The 25,036-nt window shown below is 73.0% G+C and carries 22 protein-coding genes, 1 tRNA gene and 1 riboswitch; of the genes, 16 read left to right on the top strand and 7 right to left on the bottom strand.

Annotated elements, in window-relative coordinates; genetic code table 11:
- The 6 genes from PKY62_RS05955 to PKY62_RS05980 form a co-directional block, all read left to right on the top strand.
- Window positions 1–598, top strand: a 598-nt coding sequence (locus tag PKY62_RS05955; RefSeq protein WP_324535791.1) for a FadR/GntR family transcriptional regulator, incomplete at its 5' end; no start/stop codon positions are given.
- Window positions 599–602: 4 nt separating this feature from the next.
- Window positions 603–1,145 (top strand): P-loop nucleotide/nucleoside kinase family protein, encoded by a 543-nt coding sequence (locus tag PKY62_RS05960; protein WP_324535792.1) that lies wholly within the window; start codon window positions 603–605, stop codon window positions 1,143–1,145.
- A 17-nt stretch (window positions 1,146–1,162) separates the two neighbouring features.
- A tRNA-Arg gene (locus tag PKY62_RS05965) sits at window positions 1,163–1,235 on the top strand.
- A 290-nt stretch (window positions 1,236–1,525) separates the two neighbouring features.
- Window positions 1,526–3,673, top strand: a complete 2,148-nt coding sequence (locus tag PKY62_RS05970) for a DEAD/DEAH box helicase (protein WP_324535793.1) — start codon at window positions 1,526–1,528, stop codon at window positions 3,671–3,673.
- 94 nt (window positions 3,674–3,767) lie between these two features.
- Window positions 3,768–4,190 carry an NUDIX hydrolase gene (locus tag PKY62_RS05975; RefSeq protein ID WP_324535794.1) on the top strand — a complete coding sequence of 141 codons (423 nt, stop codon included), beginning with the start codon at window positions 3,768–3,770 and terminating at the stop codon, window positions 4,188–4,190.
- Window positions 4,191–4,300: 110 nt separating this feature from the next.
- Window positions 4,301–4,732 (top strand): DUF1801 domain-containing protein, encoded by a 432-nt coding sequence (locus tag PKY62_RS05980; protein ID WP_324535795.1) that lies wholly within the window; start codon window positions 4,301–4,303, stop codon window positions 4,730–4,732.
- Window positions 4,733–4,808: 76 nt separating this feature from the next.
- On the opposite strand, the gene PKY62_RS05985 is transcribed toward PKY62_RS05980, so the two are convergent.
- The gene (locus PKY62_RS05985; RefSeq protein ID WP_324535796.1) at window positions 4,809–5,207 is read right to left on the bottom strand and encodes a hypothetical protein; all 399 of its coding nucleotides are present in this window, start codon (window positions 5,205–5,207) and stop codon (window positions 4,809–4,811) included.
- Between the two features lie 9 nt (window positions 5,208–5,216).
- Window positions 5,217–6,017: a VanW family protein gene (locus PKY62_RS05990; protein ID WP_324535797.1), complete on the bottom strand. Its 801-nt coding sequence runs from the start codon at window positions 6,015–6,017 to the stop codon at window positions 5,217–5,219.
- 115 nt (window positions 6,018–6,132) lie between these two features.
- Between PKY62_RS05990 and PKY62_RS05995 the strand changes: the two genes are divergently transcribed.
- Entirely contained in the window at window positions 6,133–7,131 is a 999-nt protein-coding gene (locus tag PKY62_RS05995) for a Gfo/Idh/MocA family protein (protein WP_324535798.1), read from the top strand.
- A 183-nt stretch (window positions 7,132–7,314) separates the two neighbouring features.
- On the opposite strand, the gene PKY62_RS06000 is transcribed toward PKY62_RS05995, so the two are convergent.
- A complete protein-coding gene (locus tag PKY62_RS06000; RefSeq protein ID WP_324535799.1) occupies window positions 7,315–7,545 on the bottom strand; it encodes a BldC family transcriptional regulator in 231 nt (76 codons plus the stop codon).
- A 16-nt stretch (window positions 7,546–7,561) separates the two neighbouring features.
- A riboswitch (cyclic di-GMP riboswitch) is annotated at window positions 7,562–7,637 on the bottom strand.
- A gap of 116 nt (window positions 7,638–7,753) precedes the next feature.
- On the opposite strand from PKY62_RS06000, the gene PKY62_RS06005 reads away from it, so the two are divergent.
- The gene (locus PKY62_RS06005) at window positions 7,754–8,947 is read left to right on the top strand and encodes a MalY/PatB family protein (RefSeq protein ID WP_324535800.1); all 1,194 of its coding nucleotides are present in this window, start codon (window positions 7,754–7,756) and stop codon (window positions 8,945–8,947) included.
- Between the two features lie 66 nt (window positions 8,948–9,013).
- Here PKY62_RS06005 and PKY62_RS06010 read toward each other — a convergent pair whose 3' ends face one another.
- Window positions 9,014–9,454, bottom strand: a complete 441-nt coding sequence (locus PKY62_RS06010) for an Hsp20/alpha crystallin family protein (RefSeq protein ID WP_502875799.1) — start codon at window positions 9,452–9,454, stop codon at window positions 9,014–9,016.
- Window positions 9,455–9,723: 269 nt separating this feature from the next.
- Between PKY62_RS06010 and adhE the strand changes: the two genes are divergently transcribed.
- The 3 genes from adhE to PKY62_RS06025 all read left to right on the top strand — a co-directional run bounded on the left by adhE (window position 9,724) and on the right by PKY62_RS06025 (window position 14,061).
- Window positions 9,724–12,450 (top strand): bifunctional acetaldehyde-CoA/alcohol dehydrogenase, encoded by a 2,727-nt coding sequence (adhE, locus tag PKY62_RS06015; protein WP_502875800.1) that lies wholly within the window; start codon window positions 9,724–9,726, stop codon window positions 12,448–12,450.
- A gap of 129 nt (window positions 12,451–12,579) precedes the next feature.
- Window positions 12,580–13,026, top strand: coding sequence for a hypothetical protein (locus PKY62_RS06020; protein WP_324535802.1), 447 nt, complete (start codon window positions 12,580–12,582; stop codon window positions 13,024–13,026).
- A gap of 93 nt (window positions 13,027–13,119) precedes the next feature.
- Complete coding sequence (locus tag PKY62_RS06025; RefSeq protein ID WP_324535803.1) at window positions 13,120–14,061, top strand: aldose 1-epimerase family protein; 942 nt, start codon at window positions 13,120–13,122, stop codon at window positions 14,059–14,061.
- Window positions 14,062–14,123: 62 nt separating this feature from the next.
- Here the strand turns inward: PKY62_RS06025 and PKY62_RS06030 are convergent, their stop codons facing one another.
- From PKY62_RS06030 to PKY62_RS06040, 3 genes are all read right to left on the bottom strand, one after another.
- The gene (locus tag PKY62_RS06030; RefSeq protein WP_324535804.1) at window positions 14,124–14,834 is read right to left on the bottom strand and encodes a M15 family metallopeptidase; all 711 of its coding nucleotides are present in this window, start codon (window positions 14,832–14,834) and stop codon (window positions 14,124–14,126) included.
- A gap of 298 nt (window positions 14,835–15,132) precedes the next feature.
- Entirely contained in the window at window positions 15,133–16,185 is a 1,053-nt protein-coding gene (locus PKY62_RS06035; RefSeq protein WP_324535805.1) for a hemolysin family protein, read from the bottom strand.
- Window positions 16,182–17,501 carry a hemolysin family protein gene (locus PKY62_RS06040; RefSeq protein WP_324535806.1) on the bottom strand — a complete coding sequence of 440 codons (1,320 nt, stop codon included), beginning with the start codon at window positions 17,499–17,501 and terminating at the stop codon, window positions 16,182–16,184. Before PKY62_RS06040 ends, PKY62_RS06035 begins: the two co-directional genes overlap by 4 nt.
- 61 nt (window positions 17,502–17,562) lie before the next feature.
- Between PKY62_RS06040 and PKY62_RS06045 the strand changes: the two genes are divergently transcribed.
- The 5 genes from PKY62_RS06045 to PKY62_RS06065 form a co-directional block, all read left to right on the top strand.
- A complete protein-coding gene (locus PKY62_RS06045) occupies window positions 17,563–18,303 on the top strand; it encodes a response regulator transcription factor (RefSeq protein ID WP_324535807.1) in 741 nt (246 codons plus the stop codon).
- Window positions 18,304–19,392 (top strand): HAMP domain-containing sensor histidine kinase, encoded by a 1,089-nt coding sequence (locus PKY62_RS06050; protein ID WP_324535808.1) that lies wholly within the window; start codon window positions 18,304–18,306, stop codon window positions 19,390–19,392. It begins immediately after the preceding gene.
- A complete protein-coding gene (locus tag PKY62_RS06055; RefSeq protein ID WP_502875801.1) occupies window positions 19,389–20,372 on the top strand; it encodes an ABC transporter ATP-binding protein in 984 nt (327 codons plus the stop codon). Before PKY62_RS06050 ends, PKY62_RS06055 begins: the two co-directional genes overlap by 4 nt.
- On the top strand, window positions 20,369–21,184 hold the full coding sequence (locus tag PKY62_RS06060) for an ABC transporter permease (RefSeq protein WP_324535809.1): 816 nt from the start codon (window positions 20,369–20,371) through the stop codon (window positions 21,182–21,184). The genes PKY62_RS06055 and PKY62_RS06060 overlap by 4 nt, the downstream gene beginning before the upstream one ends.
- Window positions 21,185–21,312: 128 nt before the next feature.
- On the top strand, window positions 21,313–25,036 hold a 3,724-nt coding region (locus PKY62_RS06065), incomplete at its 3' end, for a multifunctional oxoglutarate decarboxylase/oxoglutarate dehydrogenase thiamine pyrophosphate-binding subunit/dihydrolipoyllysine-residue succinyltransferase subunit (RefSeq protein WP_324535810.1).

Raw genomic sequence — 25,036 nt, forward strand, 5'->3', positions numbered from 1 at the left:
CGGCGTGTGGCCGGTCGGTACCCGTATCCCCGCCGAACCCGAGCTGACCGAGCTCGTCGGCGTGGGACGCAACACCATCCGCGAGGCCGTGCAGTCGCTGGTCCACGCCGGCATGCTCGAGCGCCGGCAGGGCTCCGGCACCTTCGTCCTGTCGGACTCCGAGCTCGGCAACGCGATGGGCAGGCAGATCGCCGGGGCCCACCAGCGGCACGTGCTGGAGGTCCGCCGGAGCCTCGAGGTCGAGGCCGCCCGCCTGGCGGCCGTGCGCAGCACCCCGGCGCAGGTCGCCGAGCTGCGCGCGCTGCGCGACGCCCGCTCGGCCGCCTACGCCGGCGGCCAGCTGGACACCATGGTCGAGGCCGACCTCGCCCTGCACCGCACCATCGCCCTGGCCGCGCACAACCCGGTGCTGCTCGCGCTCTACGAGAACCTCCAGGACGCGATCAGCGACAACATCCGGTTCAACTTCGAGCACCCGGTGCACGACGACGACTCGCACCACGCCCTGGTCGAGGCGATCGCCGAGGGCGACGCGGTCGCCGCGATGCGCGAGATCGACCGGTACCTGTCCGACCTCATCAGCAGCGACCTGCACTAGGCCGATGGGGCCGAGCCCGACGCCCACGGGGCCGAGCCCCAGCGCGGTCCGGGTGGTCCTCCTGTGCGGCCCGGCGGGCTCGGGAAAGTCGACAGCTGCCCGATGCCTCGAGCGCGAGGGCTTCGCCCGCCTCTCCTTCGACGAGGAGGCCTGGGGCCGCGGGCACCGCACCCACCCCCTGGCGCGGCCCGTCGCCGAGGAGGTCGCGGCGACCCTGCGCGGGCGGCTCGTCGCCCTGGTGCGCGCCGGCGTCGACGTCGTCGTCGACTCGTCCTTCTGGTCGCGGGGCGCACGCGACGAGTACCGACGGCTGCTCGACCCGCTCGGGGTGACGCCCGTGACGTACTACCTCGCAACGCCGCGCGCGGTGGCCCTGGGACGCGTCGCGTCGCGTCGCAACACGGGGCCGCACGACCTCGTGCTCCCGGACGGGCTGGCGGAGGCGTACATCGACGGGTTCGAGGTGCCGACGGCGGCCGAGGGCCCGCTGCGCATCCTGACGGGCGCCGACGACGACGGCGCGGTGGGGCGTCCGGCGGGCTGGTAGTCTCGTGCACCGCCCCGGCCCGCGTAGCTCAGGGGATAGAGCGTCTGCCTCCGGAGCAGAAGGTCGTAGGTTCGAATCCTATCGCGGGCACCGTCTGACCTGCGGAGACGTCGATCCGCGCCACGTGCGGGCCACAGCGGGGCGAGCAGCGGCGCCGGGTGATCACCAGCGCCCGTCGTCGCCACGACGCTCGCCGGGTGAGGCGTTGCTCGGGCGTGCTCTGCACGTGCGGGGTTGGAGTGGTCGCGGGACGACGTTCCCCCACGACGTCGAGGTGCGAGGACTGCTCGCCGAGGCGTACCGACGGGACCGCTGCTCACCGCGGCAGTCCGATCGGCGCTCACGCCGGTGGACGCGGCGGAGGCTGCGAAGGAGGAGATGTGGCACGACCAGGCCAACGTGGGTCCGGTGGCGCGCGCCCTGACGTCGGCGCCCAGCGCCGCCGCGCCCCGCGTCCCGCCGAGCAGGGGATCATCCCGGTGCTCGCCGAGGTGGCCCGCGAGGTCGACAACGCCGTGCAGCGACCGCCGACGCGTCCGGTGGTGCGCACGAAGTTCCAGGTCGTGGCGCTTCTCGTGCGCGAGGAGCGCGCCCGGGTGATGGCCGACGGTGGCCCGACCGAGTCGCGGCGCGCCAACCAGCTCAAGCGCCTCGACGGGGTGGCGACCCTGCTGGCCAGGACCGCTGCCCGCGACACCTCGCTGCTCGAGCTGCTCGCCGAGGACGCCAGGGTCTCCGACGCCGCGCGAGCCTTCAAGGCGACCCTGATGCGCGCCGGCGGGCTGGAGCCGCCCGAGGAGCCAGCACCCGCCGCGCCGGCCGCACCGGCGCCCGGCGCCGAGACCCAGGTGGTGCCCCGGTCGGTGGTCTCGCGCCAGCTCGCGAACCCGTTCCTCGCTCCGGACTTCGAGGCCGCGGCCGCACGGATCGCCACGCGGGCGCGCCGACTTGCCGGGTGGGAGCTGCTCGAGCCGCTCTTCCGGTCCTTCGAGCACGCCGCCACCGGCGCTCCCGCCTGCATGGCGCTGCCCGAGGCCCGCTCCGTGCCCGTTCCCCACGGCCGGGAGCTGATGCCGCACCAGGCCCAGGTCGTCGCGGCCACGGCCCGCGGCCATCGCACGTTCCTGCTCGCCGACGAGCCCGGGCTCGGCAAGACCGCCCAGGCGCTGCTCGCCGCCCAGGTGGCCGACGCCTACCCGCTGCTGGTCGTGGTGCCCAACGTGGTGAAGACGAACTGGGCGCACGAGGTCGGCCTGTGGACGCCGCAGCGGCGGTCCACGGTGGTCCACGGCGACGGCGACCGGGTCGACGGGTTCGCGGACATCGTGATCGTGAACTACGAGCTCCTGGACCGGCACGTCGGCTGGCTCGGCGACCTCGGCTTCCGCGGCATGGTCGTCGACGAGGCGCACTTCATCAAGAACAAGGGCTCCCAGCGCTCCCAGCACGTCCTCGCGCTCTCCGAGCGGATCCGCGAGCGCGCCGCCCGGCCGCTGCTGATGGCGCTCACCGGCACCCCGCTGATCAACGACATCGAGGACTTCCGGGCGATCTGGCAGTTCCTCGGCTGGATCGACGACACGAAGCCGCTCGGCGCGCTGCAGACCGCCCTCGAGGACACCGGGCTCACCCCGGCCGACCCGGGGTTCTCCGCGGCCGCGCGGGCCAGCGTGATCGACATGGGCATCGTGCGCCGCCGCAAGGTCGACGTGGTCGCCGACATCCCCGCCCGCCGGGTGGCGGACCTGCCGGTCGAGCTCGACGGCGCGGCCGGCCGCTCGATCCGTGCCGCCGAGGCCGCGCTCGCCCGCCGGCTGGTCGGTCGCTACCGGTCCGCCGTGGAATTTCGCACCGGCGGCGGCGTGGTGGACGGTGTCGACCATGAGCTCGCTCGCCGGGTGGCGGCGGCGGAGCTCAAGGACTCGAGCTCGCAGACCGGTGGCGAGAACGTGTTCACGATGGTCCGCCGGATCGGCCAGGCCAAGGCCGGTCCGGCCGCCGACTACGCCGCGCAGCTCGCCCGCAGCGTCGGCAAGGTGGTGTTCTTCGCCAAGCACGTCGACGTGATGGATCAGGCAGAGCAGACCTTCGCCGATCGCGGCATCCGCTACGCCTCGATCCGCGGCGACCAGACGCGCACGGTGCGCGAGAAGAACATCGCCGCGTTCGTCAACGACCCTGACGTGTCGATCGTGGTGTGCTCCCTCATGGCGGCGGGCGTGGGGCTGAACCTCCAGGTCGCCTCGAACATGGTGCTGGCCGAGCTGTCCTGGACCGACGCCGAGCAGACCCAGGCCATCGACCGGATCCACCGGATCGGCCAGGCCGAGCCCGTCACCGCGTGGCGGATCATCGCGGCACAGACCATCGACGCCAAGATCGCCGAGCTGATCGACAGCAAGTCGGGGCTGGCCGCCCGGGCGCTGGACGGGGCGCGGGACGAGGACGTCACCTCGTCCACGGACGTGCAGCTCGACGCCCTGGTGGGGCTGCTCACCGACGCGCTCGCCGCCGAGGGCGTGGCCTGAGCCTCCGGACGACCACCACGCCGGACTGCCCGCTGCACGGTGGGCGCCCGGTGACGCCGACCGTTCGCACGGCGGCCTGTGCAAGGCTCCCGTCATGAGCGACCACACCGAGGTTCAGAGAGTCGCGGCCTACGGCGTGGCCATCGACGAGGACCGCGTCCTGCTGGTGAGGGCCAGCGCCACGTCGCACTTCGCGGGGGCATGGTCCCTGCCGGGAGGCGGCGTCGACCACGGTGAGCACCCGGCGGACACGGTCGCGCGGGAGTTCGGCGAAGAGACCGGGTTGGCGGTGCGGATCGATGGACCGTGCGCGGTCTTCAGCGACGTGGTGGCCATCCCGTCGAAGACCCAACGGCTGCACTCGGTGCGGCTGTGCTATCCCGTCAGCGTCGTCGGCGGCAGCCTTCGCGACGAACGCGACGGGTCCACCGATCTGGCCCGGTGGGTTCACCTCGGTGAGGCCGCCCGGCTCCCAGCGATCGCACCCTTCGTGACAGCAGCCATCGAACGCGCCTGACGTCCTCGGCACGCGGACGCGGGCGAGGGGTCTCGCCGCCTCAGCCACGCCCCGCACCCCTCGGCCCGCTGTGACCTCGGCCAGCGTCTCCGTTGCTAGCGTCTGTCCCGATGGACATCCACGAGCTGCTCGAGGCCTACCTCGACCGTCAACCCGAGCCCAAGCAGGCCGACCTGCGGCAGGTTCACGCGCGCATGCTGGCGGAGTTCCCCGGGTGCAGGCTGTGGTTCCACGACGGCACCAACGAGGGTGGCAAGGTCGTGGCCAACCCCAGCATCGGCTATGGCGTCTCCACCATCCACTACGCCGACGGGTCGTCGCGGGACTTCTACCGCATCGGCCTCAGCGCGAACACCACCGGCATCTCGGTGTACGTGCTCGGTCTCGACGACAAGACCTTCCTGGCGCGCACCTACGGCCCCTCGATCGGCAGAGCCAGCGTCACGGGGTACTGCATCAGGTTCAGGCGCCTCGACGGCATCGACGCCGAGGCCCTCCACGCGGCCATCCGACACGGGATGACCGTCGATCGGACCGGTTGAGCGCAGCCATCAGCGTGGTCGCGCCACTCGACCCCGTGCGGGAAGCGCGCGCCCCGTGCCCACCCGCGGGAGTTCTTCAGCCTGAGGCGTCGATCCGCCGGCATGCCTCGACGAGCGCCGCGATGTCGCCCTCGATCGCGGTCAGGTCGTCACCGACGATGGCGCTGTCGGCGGCCAGCGCGTCGCGGACGTCGGCCATGTCGTCCCGGACGACCGACAGGTCGTGCGCCAGGCCGTCGTACTCGTGGTCGGCCGCGGCAGCCGTGTCGGCGGCCCCCCGGAGGATGTCGACCCACTCGGCAGCCACGCCAGGGCTGAAGGAGGAGGAGTCCTGGCCGGATCTACCGATCACTGGCACTGTCCCTGCCGTCGCGCAGGCCAGCCGGGCCTGTTCACCCGGCGAACCTGTCTGAGCACCGCACCCGGCCACGAACGCGCCGATGACCAGCCATGTCGTGACGTGCCCCACCCGCATGGCGCCACGCTAGCGGCCTGCCTCGAGGAACGGCTGGTACATCAGGAGGGCCTGGTTCGCGGCCACCAGCTCGTCGCCCACCTCGACCCCGTCGGCGTCCCGCACCCGGCGTCGCACGACGTTGTGCCGCAGGAAGACCCCGGGGGCGTCGTGGGTGATGACGTGGTGCGCCTCGTAGAGCTCGTACGTCCAGGGCACCGGGGCGTCGGCCGTCCAGCGTCCCTCCAGGTGCGTCGCCGTCACCCGAAGGTCGAGGCGGAAGGTCGCCGTCGTCCCGTTGCGCACCTGCAGGTCCAGGACGGGCCACGCGCACGTGGCGCCGCTGCCGAACGGCTGCGTGCGGCCGGCGTCGGGGAACACGTCGTAGCTGTGCCGCCAGCGCTCGGTGACCGTCAGCGGCGTGTGCAGCGTCATCCAGTAGAGGAGGTTCGTCGCCTGGCACATGCCGCCGCCCACCCCCCGGGACAGCCGGCCGTGGTCGAGCACCAGCCCGTCGCGGAAGCCGCGCCGGCGGGTGGGCGCACCCACGTGCTTCCAGAACGAGAGCGTCTGCCCCGGCCGCACCAGCAGCCCGTCGAGCCGCGCCGCGGCCAGGCCGAGGTTGACCGCCTTGCCACGCTGCAGCACGGGGTCCAGCCCGGCCAGGTCCCGCACGAGGGGCGTCGCGTGCTCCGCCACCGCGTGCTCGTGGCCGTCGAGCGGGCCGCGGGAGAGCCGCAGGTCCCCCGCCCGCCGCCACTGCACCTCGCGTCGCACCCGGCGCACCGCTGGCGCCACCCAGCCCCTGACGACCGCAGCCCCCGGCACCATCTCGCCCCCTCGCGACACCGCAACGCTAGCGCCCGCCCGCGACCGTGCGAGAGTGCTGGGTGTCCCCCCGGTCCGGCGGGACGCCCCGACCCGCCCCTCCCGGAAGGACGCCCCCATGGACGCGCAGCAGCTCAAGGTCGCCGTCGTCGGCACCGGCGCCTGGGGCGAGCAGCACGCGCGCCTGTTCGCCCAGCGCCAGGACACCACGCTGTGCGCCGTCGCCGGGCGCGACCCCGGGCGTACCGAGGCGCGCGCCCACGCCTACGGCGCGACGCCTTACACGGACGTCGACGCGATGCTCGCGACGGAGCAGCCCGACCTCGTCACCGTGTGCCTGCCCAACGAGGCGCACTTCGCCCCGACGATGCACCTGCTCGGCACCGGGGTGGCGCTGCTGGTCGAGAAGCCGCTGGTCTTCGACCTGACCGAGGCCGACGCCCTGCTCGCCGCGGCGTCGGAGCGCGGCACGTTCTTCTCCATCAACCTCAACCACCGCTACGCCGAGCCCGTGCAGCTGGCGCACCGCGCGATCGCCGACGGCACCCTCGGCGACGTCGTCTTCGTCACCTGGCGGTTCGGCGGCGAGCCCAACTGGGGCACGTCCCCGCACGGCAACCTCATCGAGACCCAGGTGCACGGGCTCGACATGATCGAGCACCTCTGCGGACCGATCACCTCCGTGATGGCCCAGATGTACGACGGGACGCGGCCGGGCACGTTCACGACGGTCGCCGTCGCGTTCGAGCTCGCGGGCGGCGGGGTCGGCACGCTGCTCGGCACCTACGACTCGTCGTACGCCTACCCGGACACGCACCGGCTCGAGGTCAACGGCACGCTGGGCAGGGTGGTCGTGGAGGACACCGTGCGGCGGTTCAGCCTGTCGCTCGCGGGTGACGAGACCGCCCGGGTGTGGCAGGCCGGGTACTTCGACGACGAGGCGCGCGGCTTCCACCGGACGTTCGACCGGCACGTCGACGCCGTGCTGGCGGCCCTGCGCGCCGGGGAGGCGCCGCCCGTGCACGCGCGGGCCGGACGGCGCGCCCTGGAGCTGGCGCACGCGATCATCCGCTCAGCCGAGCAGGGCGTGCGGATCGTGACGGCCCCGACCGTCTGAGGGCCTGCCGACCGACGTGCATGCCGTCCGAGGGGCATGCCGTCCGAGGCATGCCGTCCGAGGCATGCCGTCCGAGGGGCACAGCGGCCGGTCCGGCCGGCGAGCGTCGCCGTCGGGCACCCCGGGAACGGCGACGGCCCGCCGGCCGGAGCCGACGGGCCGTACGGGTCGATCGTGGGGCGGTCAGTCCGCCAGGCCGCGCGGCGCCGGGACGCCGGCGAGCAGGCTGCGGACCTCGGCCTCGCTGTAGCGGCGGTGCCCGCCGAGCGTGCGGATGGCCGAGAGCTTGCCGGCCTTGGCCCAGCGCGTGACCGTCTTGGGGTCGACGCGGAACATGCTGGCGACCTCGGAGGGGGTCAGCAGGCTGCCGCGCGCGTCACGCACGGGGCCGGGGGTGAGGGTGTGAGGCGACATCTGCGCGTCCTGTCTTTCGGTTGGCCCGGCCGACCACGTGGGTCCCGATGGCTTTGCGTCCCCACCTCGCGATGGGTTTGCCCTTGTCGTTGACAAGGACAGGGTTACACAATCCGGACATCTGCGCAAAGGACCTCGGTCGATGCGTATCGTTTTCACCCACTCGTACCAACCGTCCCCTGTGTCCCGGCTCGCGTACCGTCGAGGGATGTCACCGCCCGCCCTCGTGCCGTTCGACCCCCGCAGCCTCGAGGCGCTCACCCCCGCCGACCTGCGGGCGCGCGGCAGCCTCAAGTGGACGGCCGTGACCACCGAGATCGCCGCGTGGGTTGCCGAGTCCGACCTCGGCACCGCGCCGGCGGTGACCGCTGCTGCGGTCGCGGCCGTCACCGACGGCCTGACGGGCTACCTGCCGCCCGCGCCACGCGCTGCCATGGCCCAGGCCTGCGCCGACTGGCACCACCAACGGTACGGCTGGGACGTGCCCGCCCGCTGGGTGCACCCCGTGGCGGACGTGCTCGAGGCGCTGCACGTGGCCGTCGAGCACTTCTCGCGGCCGGGCTCCGCCGTCGTGGTGCCCACCCCCGCCTACATGCCCTTCCTCACCGTCCCGCGGCAGTGGGGTCGCGACGTGGTCCAGGTCCCCATGACCACCGACGGCGGACGCCCCGTCCTGGACCTCGAGGCCATCGACGCGGCGCTCGGGGCGGGCGGCGGCCTCGTGACCCTCGTCAACCCGCACAACCCGACGGGCCGCGTGCACACCCGCGACGAGCTGGCCGCGCTCGGCGCCGTCGTCGAGCGGCACGGCGCCCGGGTGTTCGCCGACGAGATCCACGCCCCCCTGGTCCACACCGGGCACCGGCACGTGCCCTACGCCTCGGTGTCGGCGGCGACCGCGGCGCACACGATCACCGCGACCTCCGCCTCCAAGGCGTGGAACATCCCCGGCCTCAAGTGCGCCCAGCTCATCGTGTCCAACGAGGCCGACGCCGCGACGTTCGAGCCCGTGTCCTTCCTCGCCACGCACGGCGCGTCGACGCCCGGGGTGCTCGCCAACGCCGCCGCCTACCGCGAGGGTGGCCCGTGGCTGGACGGCGTCCTGGACTACCTGGCTGGCAACGCCACGGCGCTGGCCGACGTGCTCGCCGAGCACGCCCCGGCGGTCCGGTACACCCCGCCGGAGGGCACCTACCTCGCGTGGCTGGACCTGCGAGCTGCGCTCGCGGGCCACGACCTGCCCGTGGGCCGGTGGCTCGCCGAGCATGCCGGGGTCGAGGTGGTCGACGGGATCCGGTGCGGCCGGGTGGGGCTCGGCTTCGCGCGGCTGACGCTGGCGATGCCACGACCGCTCGTCGTGGCGGCCGGGCGACGGATCGCCGCGGCGCTCGCCGAGGCCTGACGCGACGACGGGCGCCGCCCCCGCAGGGGTGGCGCCCGTCGTGCGCGCCGCGGGGCCCGGCAGGCGTCAGCCGCCGGTGATGGCCGTCGGCGTCCCGGCGTGCGTGATCTCGATCCGCCGGGGCCTGGCCTCCTCGGCGACCGGGATCGTCAGCGTGAGCACGCCGTCGGCGTAGCGGGCCTCGATGGCGTCCAGCGCCAGGCCGCGGCCGAGCGTGAGCTGACGCACGTACGTGCCGGTGGGCCGCTCACGGACGAGCCACTGGAGCTCGCCGTCGGGCTGGGCGGTGCGCTGGGCGCGCAGCGTCAGGGTGCGGTCCTCCACGCCGACGTCGATGCTGCCGGGATCCACCCCGGGCAGGTCGACGTGCGCGACGTAGTGGTCGCCGACCCGGTACAGGTCCATCGGCATCGCCGGCACCTGGGCCATGGCCGTCTCACGCATCGGGCCGAGCAGGTCGTCCATCCAGCGGGCGCTGCTGGCAAAGGGGTCGAAGCGGGTAGCCATCGCGGTCCACCTCCTCACGAGGTGCCCCGGACCCTCCGGGGCACGGTTCGCCCCGTCCGGAGCCCGGTGGGCCCGGCGGGCGGCTACACCACCAGTGTTAGCACTCTCGCGCGTCGAGTGCCAGTCTTCGCCCGGACCCGGGACAGCCGAAGGTCCCCGTGCCAGACTCCCAAGGACCTTTGGCACACGATTTTTCGGTGATGGCGACCTAGCGTCAACACCGGGTCAACGGCGATCCTCCACCTGTCCAGAAGAACCGGGAGATGCCCGTGAGCACACGCGCAGCACGAAGCAAGGCCGCAGACGACGTCATCGACGCACCGGCCGTGCCCGCCTCGCCGATCGACGCCCTCGTCGCCGGAGCCACCAAGGCCCTGGCCGCCTACGCATCGTTCACCCAGGCCGACATCGACCACATCGTCAAGAAGGCGTCGGTCGCGGCACTCAACCAGCACGGCCAGCTGGCCAAGCTCGCGGTCGAGGAGACCCGCCGCGGGACGTTCGAGGACAAGGCCGTGAAGAACATCTTCGCGTGCGAGCACGTGACGAACTCCATGGCGGAGCTCAAGACCGTCGGCATCATCTCGCGCGACGACCTCAAGGGCATCGTCGAGATCGCCGAGCCGGTCGGGGTCATCTGCGCGATGGTCCCGGTCACCAACCCGACCTCGACCGCGATCTTCAAGTCGCTCATCGCGCTGAAGACCCGCAACCCCATCATCTTCGCGTTCCACCCCTCGGCCCAGGAGTGCTCGATCGCGGCCGCGAAGATCGTGCGCGACGCGGCCGTCGCCGCCGGCGCCCCCGAGCACTGCATCCAGTGGGTCACCGAGCCCTCGATGGACAACACCAACGCGCTGATGAACCACCCGGGGGTGGCGCTCATCCTGGCCACCGGCGGCAACGCGATGGTCAAGGCCGCCTACTCGTGCGGCAAGCCGGCGCTCGGCGTCGGCGCCGGCAACGTGCCCGCCTACATCGAGAAGTCGGCCAAGCTCAAGCGGGCCGTCAACGACATCGTCATGTCCAAGTGCTTCGACATGGGCATGGTCTGCGCGTCGGAGCAGGCAGCGATCATCGACACCGAGATCTACGACGAGGCGATGGCCGAGTTCTCCCGCCTGCACGCCTACCTCTGCACCCCGGAGGAGAAGGCCAAGCTCGAGCGGCTCATCTTCGGCGTCGAGGCCCGGGACGCGAACTGCGCCGGCGCCAAGCTCAACGCCTCCGTGGTGGGCCAGAGCCCGCAGTGGATCGCCGAGAAGGCCGGCTTCACCATCCCGGCCGACGCCTCGATCCTCATGGCAGAGGTGTCCGAGGTCGGCCCGTCCGAGCCGCTGACCCGCGAGAAGCTGGCCCCCGTGCTGGCGATCCTGCGCGCCGAGAGCACCGAGCACGGCATCAAGCTGGCCGAGCAGATGGTCGAGTTCGACGGGCTGGGTCACTCCGCGGCGATCCACTCCCTCGACGAGAAGCTCGTCGAGGAGTTCGGCGCCCGGGTCAAGGCCACCCGCATCATCTGGAACTCGCCCAGCTCGCACGGCGGCATCGGCGACATCTACAACTCGTTCATCCCGTCCCTGACCCTCGGCTGCGGCTCGCACGGCCGCAACTCGGTCTCGAACAACGTCTCGGCGGTCAACCTGGTGAACATCAAGCGGATCGGTCGTCGCAACAACAACCTCCAGTGGTTCAAGGTCCCGGCCAAGACGTACTTCGAGCCGAACGCCATCCGCTACCTCGCGGACATGGCCGACATCCACCGCGTGACGATCGTCACCGACGCGACGATGACCAAGCTCGGGTTCGTCGACCGGATCCTGGACGTGCTGGCCCGCCGGCCCGAGAAGATCTCGCTGCAGATCATCGACAACGTCGAGCCCGAGCCGACCATCGCCTCGGTCGACAAGGGTGCCGAGCAGATGCGCGAGTTCGGCCCGGACACGATCATCGCCCTCGGCGGTGGCTCGCCGATGGACGCCGCCAAGGTCATGTGGCTGCGGTACGAGCACCCGGAGATCGTCTTCGCCGACATGCGCGAGAAGTTCTTCGACGTCCGCAAGCGTGCGTTCAAGTTCCCGACGCTCGGTGAGAAGGCGCAGCTCGTCTGCATCCCGACCACCTCGGGCACGGGCGCCGAGGTCACGCCGTTCGCGGTCATCACCGACCAGAAGACGGGCGTCAAGTACCCGCTCGCCGACTACGCGCTGACCCCGACCGTCGCGATCATCGACCCGGCGCTGACCGGCAAGATGCCCGCGTCCCTCGCGGCCGACTCCGGCTTCGACGCCCTGACGCACGCCACCGAGGCCTACGTCTCCGTCTACGCCAACGACTTCACCGACGGCATGGCGCTGCAGGCGATCCGCCTCATCTTCGCCAACCTCGAGGCGTCGGTCGTCGGCGGCGGCGCGGCGGTCGAGGCCCGCGAGAAGATGCACAACGCGGGCACGATCGCCGGCATGGCCTTCGGCAACGCGTTCCTGGGGATCGTGCACGCCATGGCGCACACGATCGGCTCGAACTTCCACCTGGTGCACGGCCGGACCAACGCGACGCTGCTGCCGCACGTCATCCGGTACAACGGCACCATCCCCACGAAGTTCAACAGCTGGCCCAAGTACGAGCACTACGTCGCCCCCGAGCGCTTCCAGGAGATCGCCAAGACCCTCGGTCTGGCGGCGAGCACCCCGGAGGAGGGCGTCGAGTCCTACGCCCGTGCCGTGGAGGAGCTGCGCGACCGCGTGGGCATCCCCCGCTCGTTCGCCGCGCAGGGTGTCTCCGAGCAGGCCTTCATCGGCAAGCTCGACGACCTCGCCATGCGGTCGTACGAGGACCAGTGCGCGCCCGCCAACCCGCGGATGCCGATGCTGGACGACATGAAGGACCTCATGACCGCGGCGTACTACGGGACGTCGCTGCAGGACGTGCGCTCCCGGCGCACGGCGGCAGGAGCCGCGGAGGAGCCCGCCCAGGAGGCTGACTCCGCGTCCTGACGCACGGGTGTGCCCCGCTCGGTCGCGCGAGCGGGGCACACCTGTGTCCGGGCACCTGTGTCCGGGCACCTACGGCTCGGGCGCGCCGCAGGGCGGGCACACTAGGGGGACCGACCCGAGGAGTGCACCATGCGGACCCGCCCGACCCTCGCCGTGACCGCGGCCCTCACCCTGACCGCCGCACTCGCCCTGACCGCCGTGCTGGCCGGCTGCGACGCCGTACCGGTCGATCTCGACCGGATCGGCGAGCAGGTCCAGCAGGGCGTCGACGACGCCCGCGGTTCGCTCGACGACCTCCAGGGCGCGGTGCAGGACGCGGCCGGCCTCGACGAGGCGGCCCGCACCGCGGTGCAGGGCGCCGCGACGCAGGCGGAGGAGGCCCTGGCGCAGGCGCGCGCCGCCGTCCAGGACGGCGCGACCCCGGAGGCGGTCGACGAGGCCCGCGCGGCACTCACGGAGGCCAAGGCCGCCCTCGCTGCGGCGACCGAGGGCGTGCCGGAGAGCCTCAGGGGTGTGCTCGACGAGCTCGCCGGCCAGATCGACGGCGTCATCGCGGGGCTCGGCGACGCCGGCTGAGCCTGCGGCGTCACGGCGTGCAGGGCGCCGCGCCACGGACGACCTGGGCCCTTCGGTGCGTCCCGTCGGGCGTCCGGCGGATACGGTGGCCAGGTGACGAGCCACGCCCCAGCACCCCTGTCCGGCCACCAGATCGAGCTGGTCCTGGACGACCAGCAGGCGACGATCACCGACGTCGGCGCGAAGGTACGCCGGTACGCCGTCGGCGGTCGCGACGTCTTCACCCCGTTCCCTGCCGACGTGCCCGCGCCCGCCGGTCACGGTGCCGTGCTGGCGCCGTGGCCCAACCGGATCCGCGACGGCCGCTACACGTTCGAGGGCGTCGAGCGCCAGCTCGACCTGTCCGAGCCCGCGCTGGCGACCGCGCTGCACGGGCTCGTGATGTGGCAGCGCTGGACCGTGGCGCCGGTCGAGGACACGGCGCACGCGACCGGCCAGGCCACCACCCTCGAGGTGCGGACCTCACCGAGCGGCGGCTACCCCTTCGACCTCCTGCTGCGCGTGACGTACCGCCTCACCGCCGCGGGCCTGCACGTCCAGGCGTCGGCGACCAACCTCGGCGAGCACGTGGCGCCGTACGGGATCGGCTTCCACCCGTGGCTCTCCCCCGGCGACGCGTCGCTGGACGAGTGCACGGTGCGGCTCGACGCGCGCACGCGCGTCCTCGTCGACGAGCGGCTGCTGCCCGTGGGCACGGCGCCGGCCGAGGGCGACTTCGACCTGCGTGCGCCGCGCTCGCTGCGCGGCCTCGACCTCGACGACGCCTACGTCGACGTGCTGCGGGACGCTGACGGTCTGTCCTGGATGCACCTGAACGGCCCGGACGGCCGGACGGCCGCCGTCTGGATGGACGAGTCGATGGACACCTGGCAGGTGTGCAGCGGCAACCACCTCGGGGCCGTGGACTGGCGGCGCACGGGCCTGGCCGCCGAGCCGATGAGCTGCATCGCGGACGCCTTCCGGACCGGCGAGCGGCTGATCCGGCTCGAGCCGGGCGCCACGCACGAGGTCACCTGGGGCGCCGCGCTGCTGTGAGTCCGGCGGCCCTGGCCGTCGGCGGGGCGGGCCGCCAGACGGCAGGCGTCAGACGCCAGGCGTCAGTGCGTGTCCCAGTTGGTGCCCTGGGCCGTCGTGCCCGGCACGTACTCCCAGTGCCACGGCTCGTAGGCGCCCGAGCCGCCGGCCCGGGCCCACTGCGGGTTGTCCCAGCCGAAGACCGGGCCGTTGGCCCGGAGCCAGTCCTGGACGGCCTGCGAGTTGGTCTCGACACCGCACAGGTCGACCGCGAGGCCCCAGCCGTGGTTGGACGTCCCCGGCGTCGCCGCGAGGCCCGGCTTCGTGTACGCGAGGCGCCGCTGCTCGGCGAGCGTGCGGTACGAGTCCGTGATGCACAGGTCGCGGCCGAAGACGACGGAGAAGCTGTCGTTGAGCTCGGAGATCGCCAGGGCGGCGTCGCCGCGCAGCATCTGCGTCCCGTCCCACAGCGTGCACAGGTCGGACGTGGCGATCTGGCCGTTGGGGGCGTCGAGCTGCGTCGCGCCGTCGCAGTCGGGCAGGGGGCTGCGGACCAGGCTGCGGCTGACGGTGTCCGCCGTGCGCACGGCACCGGGGACGGCCGCGAGCAGGGACGTCGGCGTGGTCGCGGCGCCGCCCACGGCGAGCACGTCGACCGCCGACGGGTACCCCGCGGCCGGGGCCCCGACCGTGGCGGCCACCGCGGGTGCGTCCTGGCCGCCGACGAGCGGCACGACGACGGTCGCGGTGACGAGGGCCAGGAGGATGGCCGCGCGCGGGGCCAGGTGGGTCATCGACGCTGGTGCCGGCCGCCACGTGCGACGACGGGAGGTCGTCTGCCGGGCGGCCCTGCGGGAGGTCGGCTGAGCGGCGTCAGGCTCCACGTTCGAGGAACGAGACTGCACCAGACCTCCGTGAGTTGCCGCTCGCGCGGGCCGAACCAGACCGTGCTCCACCCCGGACCGCGTCGCCGTGGGAGCGCACTCCTGCGACGGGGCTGAGGATCGGGGGGATCAGCCGGCCACCGATGGGGTGATTACGAAAGGATAACGGGTGCCCTGCCGTGCGCCAAGGGCGGAAACGTCGGATACGTCACAGCTGACCCCGTTGCATCGCGTCCCTGACCTCACCCACGAGCTCCTCGAGGATGTCCTCGAGGAACACCACGCCCAGCACCTGCACGGGCCCCTCGACCGCCGCCACGACGCGGGCCAGGTGCGTGCCGGTGCGCTGCATCGCCGCCAGCGCGGCCTCGACCTCGTCCTGCGGGTGCACCTGCGCCAGGGCGCGCACGCGCCAGGCCGGCACGGGCAGGTCACGGTCCTGGGGCCCGGCGTAGAGCACGTCCTTGAGGTGCAGGTAGCCCACCGGCACCCCGTCCGGGTCGACCACCGGGAACCGGCTGAAGCCCGTCCGTGCCACGAGCCGCTCGACGTCGGCGACCGTGCAGCCCACCGGAAGGGCGACCAGCCGCTCGATCGCGACCATGACCTCCTGGGCCGTGCGGTCGGAGAACTCGATCGCACCGGCGAGCAGCCCCTGCGAGTCGTCGAGGAGACCCTCGGCCTGCGACCGCTCGACGATCGACTGGACCTCCTGGGCGGTGAACGCCGACGCGACCTCGTCCTTGGGCTCGACCCCGAGCTGGCGCAGCAGGTGGTTGGCGATCCAGTTGAGCGCGGTGATGACGGGGCTGACCACGCGGGCCACCCAGACCAGCGGCGGGCCGAACCACAGCACGGCGCGGTCGGGGTCGGAGACCGCGAGGTTCTTCGGCACCATCTCGCCGAGCACGACGTGCAGGTAGACCACGAGCGCGAGCGCGAGCACGAAGGCCACCGGGTGCACCGCGCCCTCCGGCAGGCCCGCGGCCAGCAGCGGTCCCTCGATGACGTGCGCGATCGCCGGCTCGGCGACCACGCCGAGCGATGTCGAGCACACGGTGATGCCGAGCTGGGCGCACGCGAGCATGAGCGAGACGTGCTCCATCGCCCACAGCACGATCCGCGCACGGCGCGATCCCGCCTCGGCGAGCGGCTCCACGGCGCTGCGCCGCGCGGAGATGATGGCGAACTCCGCGCCGACGAAGAAGGCGTTGGCGGCGAGCAGGAGGATCCCGAGCCCGATGGCGGTGCCGGTGCTCATGGGGCCACCTCCTCGGGCAGCGCGCGCACGCGCAGCCGGTCGATGCGACGCCCGTCCATCGCCTCGACACGCAGCTCGACGTCGGCCACGCGGACCAGGTCCCCCTGCCGTGGGACGCGCCCGAGCAGGGCCATGACCAGACCGCCGAGGGTCTCGTACGCGCCGTCGTCCGGCACCACCAGGCGTGTCTGCTCGGCGAGCTCGTCGGGGCGCAGCAGACCCGGCACGGTCCACGTGCCGTCGGCCGCCCGGCGCGCGCCGGCCCGGCGCAGGTCGTGCTCGTCGGCGACCTCCCCCACGAGCTCCTCGATGACGTCCTCGAGGGTCACCACACCGGCCGTGCCGCCGTACTCGTCGACGACCATCGCCATCTGCATGCCGTACTCGCGCAGCTCGACGAGCAGCGGGCCCAGCCGCACGGTCTCCGGGACCCGGGGCGCCTCGTCCATGAGTGCGGCGGCCGGCACCTCGGCGCGCCGCTCGTACGGCACCGCGATGGCGCGCCGCAGGTGGACCAGCCCGACGACGTCGTCGTGCGACGTGTCGATGACCGGGAAGCGCGAGTGCCCCGTGCGGCGCGCCAGCGCCAGCACGTCGGCCGCGGAGTCGTCCCGCCGCACCACCTCGAGCCGCGTCCGGTCCGTCATGACGTCGGCGGCGGTGAGCGTGTCGAGCTCGATGGAGTTGGTGAGCAGCGTCGCGGTCCCGCGGTCCAGCGTGCCGATCTCGGCCGAGCGGCGGACGAGGGCGACGAGCTCCGTCGCCGAGCGGCCGCCCGACAGCTCCTCGCGCGGCTCGACGCCGAACCTTCGCAGCAGAGCGTTGGCGCTGCCGTTGAGCATGGTGATGACGGGGCGCAGCGCGAGCGTGAAGCCGCGCTGCAGCGGTGCGACGGCCCGTGCGGTGGGCATCGGGCTGCTCAGGGCGAGGTTCTTCGGCACCAGCTCGCCGAAGAGCATCGAGAAGCCGTTGACGAGCACGAGCGCGAGCACGGTCGCCGTTCCGGCGGCGGCGGCGCGCGACAGCGGCGTGCTGCCCAGCGGGCCGGCGAGCAGGTTCGCCAGGGCCGGCTGGGTCGTGTACCCGAGGAGGATGGTCGTCACCGTGATGCCCACCTGGGCACCGGACAGCTGGGTGGACAGCTCTGCGAGCGCGCGCCGCACCGACTGCGCCCGCCGGTCCCCCGGGCGGCTCGCCACCTGACGCTCGACGAGTCCGGGATCCAGGGTGACGAGGGCGAACTCGGCGGCGACGAACACCGCGGTGCCGGCGGTGAGGACCACGCCGAGCACGACCATCCACCAGTCGGTCGTCATCGTGCGGGCCAGCGGTGTCTCATCGTGGGGCGAGCATAACGGCGTGTGCCACGCTGGGCTCATGGTGACCACCCCCGGCGGCCCGGCGCTCGGCGAGCCCGCGCCCCCCGCACAGGTCCAGGTCCTCGTGGTCGAGGACGAGCCGGCGATCGCGACGGCGATCGCCCACCGCATGCGGGCCGAGGGCTGGCAGGTGGAGATCGCGGCGGACGGCCTTGCCGCCGTGGCCGCGGCCGCCCGCCTGCGACCCGACGTCATCGTGCTCGACGTCATGCTGCCGGGGATCGACGGGCTGGAGGTCTGCCGGCGCGTGCAGGCCGAGCGCCCCGTCCCGGTGATCATGCTCACCGCGCGCGACGACGAGACGGACATGCTCGTGGGCCTCGGCGTCGGGGCGGACGACTACATGACCAAGCCCTTCTCCATGCGTGAGCTGCTCGCGCGGACCAAGGCCCTGCTGCGCCGCGTCGAGCGCTCCGTCCAGCTCGCCGGCACGGCGCCGGCGGACCCCGCGATCACGCTGGGCGACGTGTCGATCGACCGCGGGCAGCGCCGCGTCTCGCGCGCGGGCGAGCCCGTGCACCTCACGCCCACCGAGTTCGACCTGCTCGTCACGCTCGCGCTCAACCCGCGCACCGTGCTGACCCGCGAACGGCTGCTCGCCGAGGTCTGGGACTGGATCGACGCGAGCGGCACGCGCACCGTGGACTCGCACGTCAAGGCGCTGCGCCGCAAGCTCGGCGCCGACCTCATCCGCACCGTGCACGGGGTGGGCTACGCCTTCGAGCCTGCCGAGGGCTGAGTGAGCACGCCCCGGCACGCCCTGCACCCGCGGTTCCCCGACGTCCGCCCGCTCGACCGGCTGTCGTCCATCAAGATCAAGCTCGGCGTCCTCGTCACCGCGACCGTCACCCTCGCGGCGTTCGTCACCTGGCTCGGGCTGTACAACCACCTCGGTCCCAGCCGCACGCTGCCCCTGGCGATCCTGCTGTCCGTGGTCGCCGTCCAGGTGCTGGCCCGCGGGATGACGTCGCCGCTGCGCGAGATGACCTCCGCGGCGCGCGCCATGGCGGCCGGGGACTACTCCCAGCGCGTGCGCGCCACGAGCCACGACGAGGTGGGCCAGCTCGGCGAGGCGTTCAACACGATGGCCGAGGACCTCGAGCAGGCCGACGCGCTGCGCCGCGAGATGGTCGCCAACGTCTCGCACGAGCTCCGCACCCCCGTCGCGGCGCTGCGTGCCCAGCTGGAGAACATGGTCGACGGCGTCTCCCCCGCCGACCCGGCCACCCTCGAGGCGGCCCTGGCGCAGACCGAGCGGCTCGGCCGCCTCGTCACCTACCTGCTGGACCTGTCTCGCCTCGAGGCCGGTGCCGTGGGGCTCGACATCACCGAGGTGCCGCTCGCTGCGTTCCTCGCCGAGGCCGTCACCTCGGCCGACATGATCGCGTTCGACCGGCGCATCGAGGTCCAGGTCCGGGTGGACCCGCCCGGCCTCACCGTCCCGGCAGACGCGGAGCGGCTGCACCAGGTGGTCGCCAACCTGCTGCACAACGCGCTGCGGCACTCACCCGTGGGCGGCGTGGTCCGGCTCGTGGCCCGCCGTCAGGGCGACTCGGTGGTCCTGGACGTCGTCGACGACGGCCCCGGCATCGCGGCGGCGGACCGGCGCCGCGTCTTCGAGCGCTTCAGCCGCGGCAACGCGCCGAGCCAGACCGGACAGCTGAGCACGGGCGGCACCGGGCTCGGGCTCGCGATCGTCCGGTGGGCGGTGAGCCTGCACGGCGGGCAGGTCGAGGTGGCCGACGCACCGACCGGCTGCGTGATGCGGGTCACCCTGCCGGTGGACCGGCCCCGGCCGCCCGCCGCGGTGGCTAGCGTGGCTCCGTGACCACGACGCCCTCCTCGACCACCACCACGACGCGACGCGGCGCGCGGCCCGGCAGGGGGACCCCGGCCGACGGGACCGTGCGGATCGAGCACGTGTCCAAGCGGTTCGGCAGCGTGCAGGCCGTCGACGACCTCAGCTTCACCGTCCAGCCCGGGCGGGTGACCGGCTTCCTCGGCCCCAACGGCGCGGGCAAGACGACCACGCTGCGGATGCTGCTCGGGCTCGTCGTGCCCGGTGCGGGCAGCGCGACCATCGGTGGGCTGACCTACCGCGAGCTCGACCGACCGGCGCGCGTCGTCGGCGCGGCGCTCGAGGCAGCGAGCTTCCACCCCGGCCGCACCGCCCGCGACCACCTGCGGGTCTACGCCCCGCAGGTCGGCGTGCCGGACGGGCGGTGCGACGAGGTGCTCGCCCTCGTCGGGCTCGGCGCCGCGGCCGGTCGGCGGGTCGGCGGCTTCTCCCTCGGCATGCGTCAGCGCCTCGGTCTTGCCACGACGCTGCTGGGCGACCCCCGGGTCCTCGTCCTCGACGAGCCGGCCAACGGGCTGGATCCCGAGGGCATCGCGTGGCTGCGCGGCTTCCTGCGCCACCTCGCGTCGGAGGGCCGCACCGTCCTGGTCTCCAGCCACGTGCTGTCCGAGGTCCAGCAGACCGTCGACGACGTCGTCATCGTCGCCGACGGCCGGCTGGTCCACTCCTCGACCCTCGCCGCCCTCGCGACCCTGGCCGGACGGACCGTGCGGGTCGCCTCGCCCGACGTCGCCGGGCTGCAGCGGCTCGTCGCCGACAGCTGGCCCGGCGCCGTCGAACCACCGGACGACGCACGCCCCGACCGGGTGGTGCTGCGGGACGTCGATGCGTCGGCCGTCGGTGCCGCGGCCTTCGCCGCCGGCCTGGAGCTGCACGAGCTCACCACGCAGGAGACGGGCCTCGAGGACGTCTTCCTCCAGCTGACCAACGGACAGGCGGTCGTCGCGTGAACGCCGCACTGCGTACGGAGTACCGCAAGCTCGTCACGACCCGGCTGTGGTGGGTGCTGCTCATCGTCATGGCCCTGTACATGGCCTTCCTCGGCGCCGTGATGGCCTTCTCCTTCACGGTCGACGGGGCGTCCGGCGGCTTCGGGTCGCCCGACGCACCCGGACTGCTGCTCGACGACAACGCCGTGGCGCTGGCCGTCTACACGCTCGCCCCGTCGCTGGGATACGTCTTCCCGGTGATCATCGGGGCGATGTCGGTCACCGGCGAGTTCCGCCACATGACGATCACCCCGACCTTCCTCGCCGAGCCGCGGCGCGGCCTGGTGCTCGTGGCAAAGCTCGTCGCCAGCCTCCCGGTCGGGCTGGCCTTCGGGCTGGTCGGCACCCTGGCGACCGTCGCGGGCGGGGCCCCGGTCCTCGCGCTGCGCGGTCGCGACACGCTGCTGACGGACCCCGCGATGCTGCGCACCCTCGGCCTGTCGGTGCTGGCCCTCGCGGTCTGGTGCATGGTCGGGGTCGGCTTCGGCTCCGTGCTCACCCACCAGGTGGCGGCGATCGTCTCGCTGCTCGCGTTCACGCAGTTCGTCGAGCCCCTGCTGCGGCTGCTCCTCGGCGCCTTCGACCAGACCTCCGGGATCGCTCCCTGGTTGCCCGGGGCGGCCGGCGAGGCCATCACCGGCGGGAGCCTGTACTCCTCGACCGGGATCGCCGAGCTGCTGCCGTGGTGGCAGGGCCTGCTGGTCCTGGTCGGCTACGGGCTGGTCCTGGCCGGCATCGGGCGCCTGACCACCTGGCGCCGCGACGTCTCCTGACCGACCGGCCCGACCGTCCGTGGGGCGAGGCCACGGCGCGCGACCCGGCGCCGGTGGCCTAGGGTGGCGGTGAAGATTCTGGCCGTGACAACGGCCTTTGGTCCGGGGTGGAAGAGGTCGATCCTCGCGTGTCCCAGAAGTCCGAGCACAACGCCGTGCGTGCGGCGTTCGGAGCCAACCAGTGGCTCGTCGACGAGCTGTACGAGCAGTACCTGACGGACCGGACCACGGTCGACCCGGCGTGGTGGGACTTCTTCGAGGACTACCGCCCGCGCGGCCTCGCCGGCCGGACGACCACCGGCACGCTGCCCGCGGCCCCGCCCGCCGCACCCGCCGCACCCGTCGCGAGCGCCGCCACGGCGCCGGCCGCCGCCGGCCCGGTCGCGGCGCCGCCTCACGCACCCGCCGCCGCGACGGCGCCGTCTGCCACCCCCGAGGTGCCCGGCACGCCCACCGCGAGCATCCCCGTCGCCGCAGCCACCCCCGCCACGGCGCCCTACGCCCAGGTGCCCGCGTCGCGGCTCGACCACCCGTGGGCGCGGCCCGAGGCCTCCGTCGAGCGACTGCGCGGCCCGGCTGCCCGGGTGGTGACCAACATGGAGGCCAGCCTCGAGGTCCCGACCGCCACGTCGGTGCGCGCGGTGCCCGGCAAGCTCATGGTCGACAACCGCACCGTGATCAACCAGCACCTCGCGCGCAGCCGCGGCGGCAAGGTCTCCTACACGCACCTCATCGGCTATGCCATCGTCGAGGCGTTGGCCGACGTGCCCGCGATGAACTCGGCGTACACGCTCGTCGACGGGAAGCCGGGCGTCGTGCGTCCCGGGGTCGTCCACCTGGGCCTGGCGATCGACCTCGCCAAGCCGGACGGCTCGCGCCAGCTCCTCGTGCCGTGCATCAAGTCCGCCGACACGCTCGACTTCGGGCAGTTCGTCGCCGCGTACGAGGACGTCGTGCGCAAGGCCCGCAACGGCAAGCTCACGGCGGACGACTTCGCCGGGACCACCGTGTCGCTGACCAACCCGGGCACCATCGGCACGGTCCACTCGGTGCCGCGGCTCATGGCCGGGCAGGGCACCATCATCGGCGTCGGCGCGATGGACTACCCGGCGGAGTTCCAGGGTGCCTCCGACGAGCAGCTGGCCAGGCTCGGCATCTCCAAGGTGCTCACCCTGACCTCGACGTACGACCACCGGATCATCCAGGGCGCCCAGTCGGGCGACTTCCTGCGGATCGTCAGCGCCAAGCTGCTCGGCGAGGGCGGGTTCTACGACCGGGTGTTCGCGTCCCTGCGGGTGCCCTACGAGCCCGTGCGCTGGGTGCGCGACAACACGGTCGACACGGACACCGAGCTCGCCAAGCCCGCACGGATCGCCGAGCTCATCCACTCCTACCGCTCGCGCGGCCACTTCATGGCCGAGACGGACCCCCTGGCCTACCGCCAGCGCCGGCACCCCGACCTGGACCTGCAGAACCACGGCCTGACCCTGTGGGACCTCGACCGGGTGTTCCCCACCGCGGGGTTCACCGGCAAGCCCAAGGCGACCCTGCGCGACATCCTCGGCCTGCTGCGCGACTCCTACTGCCGCACCGTCGGTGCCGAGTACATGCACCTGCAGGACCCTCGCCAGCGCCGCTGGCTCCAGGAGCGCCTGGAGTCCGGGTACGCCCGCACGCCGCGCGAGGACCAGCTGCGCGTGCTGCGCCGCCTCAACGCCGCCGAGGCGTTCGAGTCCTTCCTGCAGACCAAGTTCGTCGGGCAGAAGCGGTTCTCGCTCGAGGGTGGCGAGTCGCTCATCCCGCTGCTCGACGCGATCCTGTCGCGCGCCGCGGACAGCGGCCTCGACGAGGTCTGCATCGGCATGTCGCACCGCGGCCGGCTCAACGTGCTGGCCAACATCGCGGGCAAGAGCTACGGGCAGATCTTCGCCGAGTTCGAGGGCAACCAGGACCCGCGCTCCGTGCAGGGCTCGGGCGACGTCAAGTACCACCTGGGCACCGAGGGCCTGTTCACGTCCGAGTCCGGCGCGACCACCCAGGTGTACCTCGCGGCCAACCCCTCGCACCTCGAGGCCGTCGACCCGGTGCTCGAGGGCATCGTCCGCGCGAAGCAGGACCGGATCGACCTCGGCGGGGACGGGTTCTCGGTGCTGCCCATCCTCATCCACGGCGATGCCGCGTTCGCCGGGCAGGGCGTGGTCGTCGAGACCCTCAACCTGTCGCAGCTGCGCGGGTACCGCACGGGCGGCACGGTGCACGTCATCGTCAACAACCAGGTGGGGTTCACCACCGGCCCGTCGTCGTCGCGCTCGACGCACTACTGCACGGACGTGGCCAAGGGCTTGCAGATGCCGATCTTCCACGTCAACGGGGACGACCCGGAGGCGTGCGTCCGGGTGGCGGAGCTGGCGTTCGAGTTCCGCGAGCAGTTCGACCGCGACGTCGTCATCGACATGATCTGCTACCGGCGCCGGGGCCACAACGAGGGCGACGACCCCTCGATGACCCAGCCGTTGATGTACAACCTCATCGAGGCGAAGCGCTCGGCGCGCAAGCTCTACACCGAGGGTCTCGTCAGCCGGGGCGACATCACCGTCGACGAGGCCGCCCAGGTGCTCCAGGACTACCAGGCCCAGCTGGAGCGCGTGTTCACCGAGACCCGCGAGGGCGCCTACACCCCACCGCCGGCGAGCGAGCCGATCGCCGGCCTCGAGCGTCCGGAGTCCCAGCTCGAGGACGCGGGGGTCATGGTCGGTTGGCGCACCGCTGTGGACCCCGAGGTCCTCGCCAGGATCGGCCGGGCGCACGTGCGCCCGCCGGCCGGGTTCACGGTGCACCCCAAGCTCCAGCAGCTGCTCGAGAAGCGCGAGCAGATGTCGCGCGAGGGCGGGATCGACTGGGGCTACGGCGAGCTGCTGGCCTTCGGCTCGCTGCTGATCGAGGGCACGCCGGTGCGGCTGTCCGGCCAGGACTCGCGGCGCGGCACGTTCGTCCAGCGCCATGCCGTGCTGCACGACCGTGTGACCGGCGCCGAGTGGACCCCCCTGGTCTACCTCTCGGCCGACCAGGCCAAGTTCTGGGTCTACGACTCGGCGCTCTCGGAGTTCGCCGCCATGGGCTTCGAGTACGGCTACTCCGTCGAGCGGCCCGACGCCCTGGTGCTCTGGGAGGCGCAGTTCGGCGACTTCGTCAACGGCGGTCAGACGATCATGGACGAGTTCGTCTCGTCCGCCGAGCAGAAGTGGGGCCAGCGGTCCTCCGTCGTCCTGCTCCTGCCGCACGGCTTCGAGGGCCAGGGGCCCGACCACTCCTCGGCGCGGATCGAGCGGTTCCTCCAGCTGTCCGCCGAGAACAACATGACCGTCGCGATGCCCAGCACGCCCGCGTCGTACTTCCACCTCCTGCGCCGCCAGGCGTACAGCCGCCCGCGCCGCCCGCTCATCGTCGCCACCCCCAAGTCGATGCTGCGGCTCAAGGCCGCGGCGTCGTCGGTGGAGGACTTCACGTCCGGCACGTTCCGGACGGTCATCCCCGACGGCACGCTGCCCGACCCCGCCGCCGTGGACCGCGTGCTGCTGTGCACGGGCAAGATCTACTACGACCTGCTCGCGCAGCGCACCGCCCAGGGGGACACGCGCACGGCGATCGTGCGGTTCGAGCAGCTCTACCCGCTCGACCGGGAGGCCGCGGCCGAGGCCCTCGCCCCGCACGGCGACGCCGAGCTGGTGTGGGTCCAGGAGGAGCCGGCCAACCAGGGTGCCTGGCAGTTCATCAAGCTCCGGCTCCCGCAGGCGCTGGGCCGGGAGATCCGGCGCGTGTCGACTTCGCCGCTTCGGCGCTCGACGATTTCAC

Source organism: Actinotalea sp., assembly GCF_035443605.1.
Taxonomy (GTDB): domain Bacteria; phylum Actinomycetota; class Actinomycetes; order Actinomycetales; family Cellulomonadaceae; genus Actinotalea.

What these genes read in the sequence shown, in the direction of transcription:
- PKY62_RS05960 (WP_324535792.1), top strand. Translation starts at nt 603, where the DNA reads ATGGGGCCGAGCCCGACGCCCACGGGGCCGAGCCCCAGCGCGGTCCGG.
- PKY62_RS05975 (WP_324535794.1), top strand. Translation starts at nt 3,768, where the DNA reads ATGAGCGACCACACCGAGGTTCAGAGAGTCGCGGCCTACGGCGTGGCC.
- PKY62_RS05980 (WP_324535795.1), top strand. Translation starts at nt 4,301, where the DNA reads ATGGACATCCACGAGCTGCTCGAGGCCTACCTCGACCGTCAACCCGAG.
- PKY62_RS05985 (WP_324535796.1), bottom strand. Translation starts at nt 5,207, where the DNA reads ATGCGGGTGGGGCACGTCACGACATGGCTGGTCATCGGCGCGTTCGTG.
- PKY62_RS05990 (WP_324535797.1), bottom strand. Translation starts at nt 6,017, where the DNA reads ATGGTGCCGGGGGCTGCGGTCGTCAGGGGCTGGGTGGCGCCAGCGGTG.
- PKY62_RS05995 (WP_324535798.1), top strand. Translation starts at nt 6,133, where the DNA reads ATGGACGCGCAGCAGCTCAAGGTCGCCGTCGTCGGCACCGGCGCCTGG.
- PKY62_RS06000 (WP_324535799.1), bottom strand. Translation starts at nt 7,545, where the DNA reads ATGTCGCCTCACACCCTCACCCCCGGCCCCGTGCGTGACGCGCGCGGC.
- PKY62_RS06005 (WP_324535800.1), top strand. Translation starts at nt 7,754, where the DNA reads ATGTCACCGCCCGCCCTCGTGCCGTTCGACCCCCGCAGCCTCGAGGCG.
- PKY62_RS06010 (WP_502875799.1), bottom strand. Translation starts at nt 9,454, where the DNA reads ATGGCTACCCGCTTCGACCCCTTTGCCAGCAGCGCCCGCTGGATGGAC.
- PKY62_RS06020 (WP_324535802.1), top strand. Translation starts at nt 12,580, where the DNA reads ATGCGGACCCGCCCGACCCTCGCCGTGACCGCGGCCCTCACCCTGACC.
- PKY62_RS06030 (WP_324535804.1), bottom strand. Translation starts at nt 14,834, where the DNA reads ATGACCCACCTGGCCCCGCGCGCGGCCATCCTCCTGGCCCTCGTCACC.
- PKY62_RS06035 (WP_324535805.1), bottom strand. Translation starts at nt 16,185, where the DNA reads ATGAGCACCGGCACCGCCATCGGGCTCGGGATCCTCCTGCTCGCCGCC.
- PKY62_RS06040 (WP_324535806.1), bottom strand. Translation starts at nt 17,501, where the DNA reads ATGACGACCGACTGGTGGATGGTCGTGCTCGGCGTGGTCCTCACCGCC.
- PKY62_RS06045 (WP_324535807.1), top strand. Translation starts at nt 17,563, where the DNA reads ATGGTGACCACCCCCGGCGGCCCGGCGCTCGGCGAGCCCGCGCCCCCC.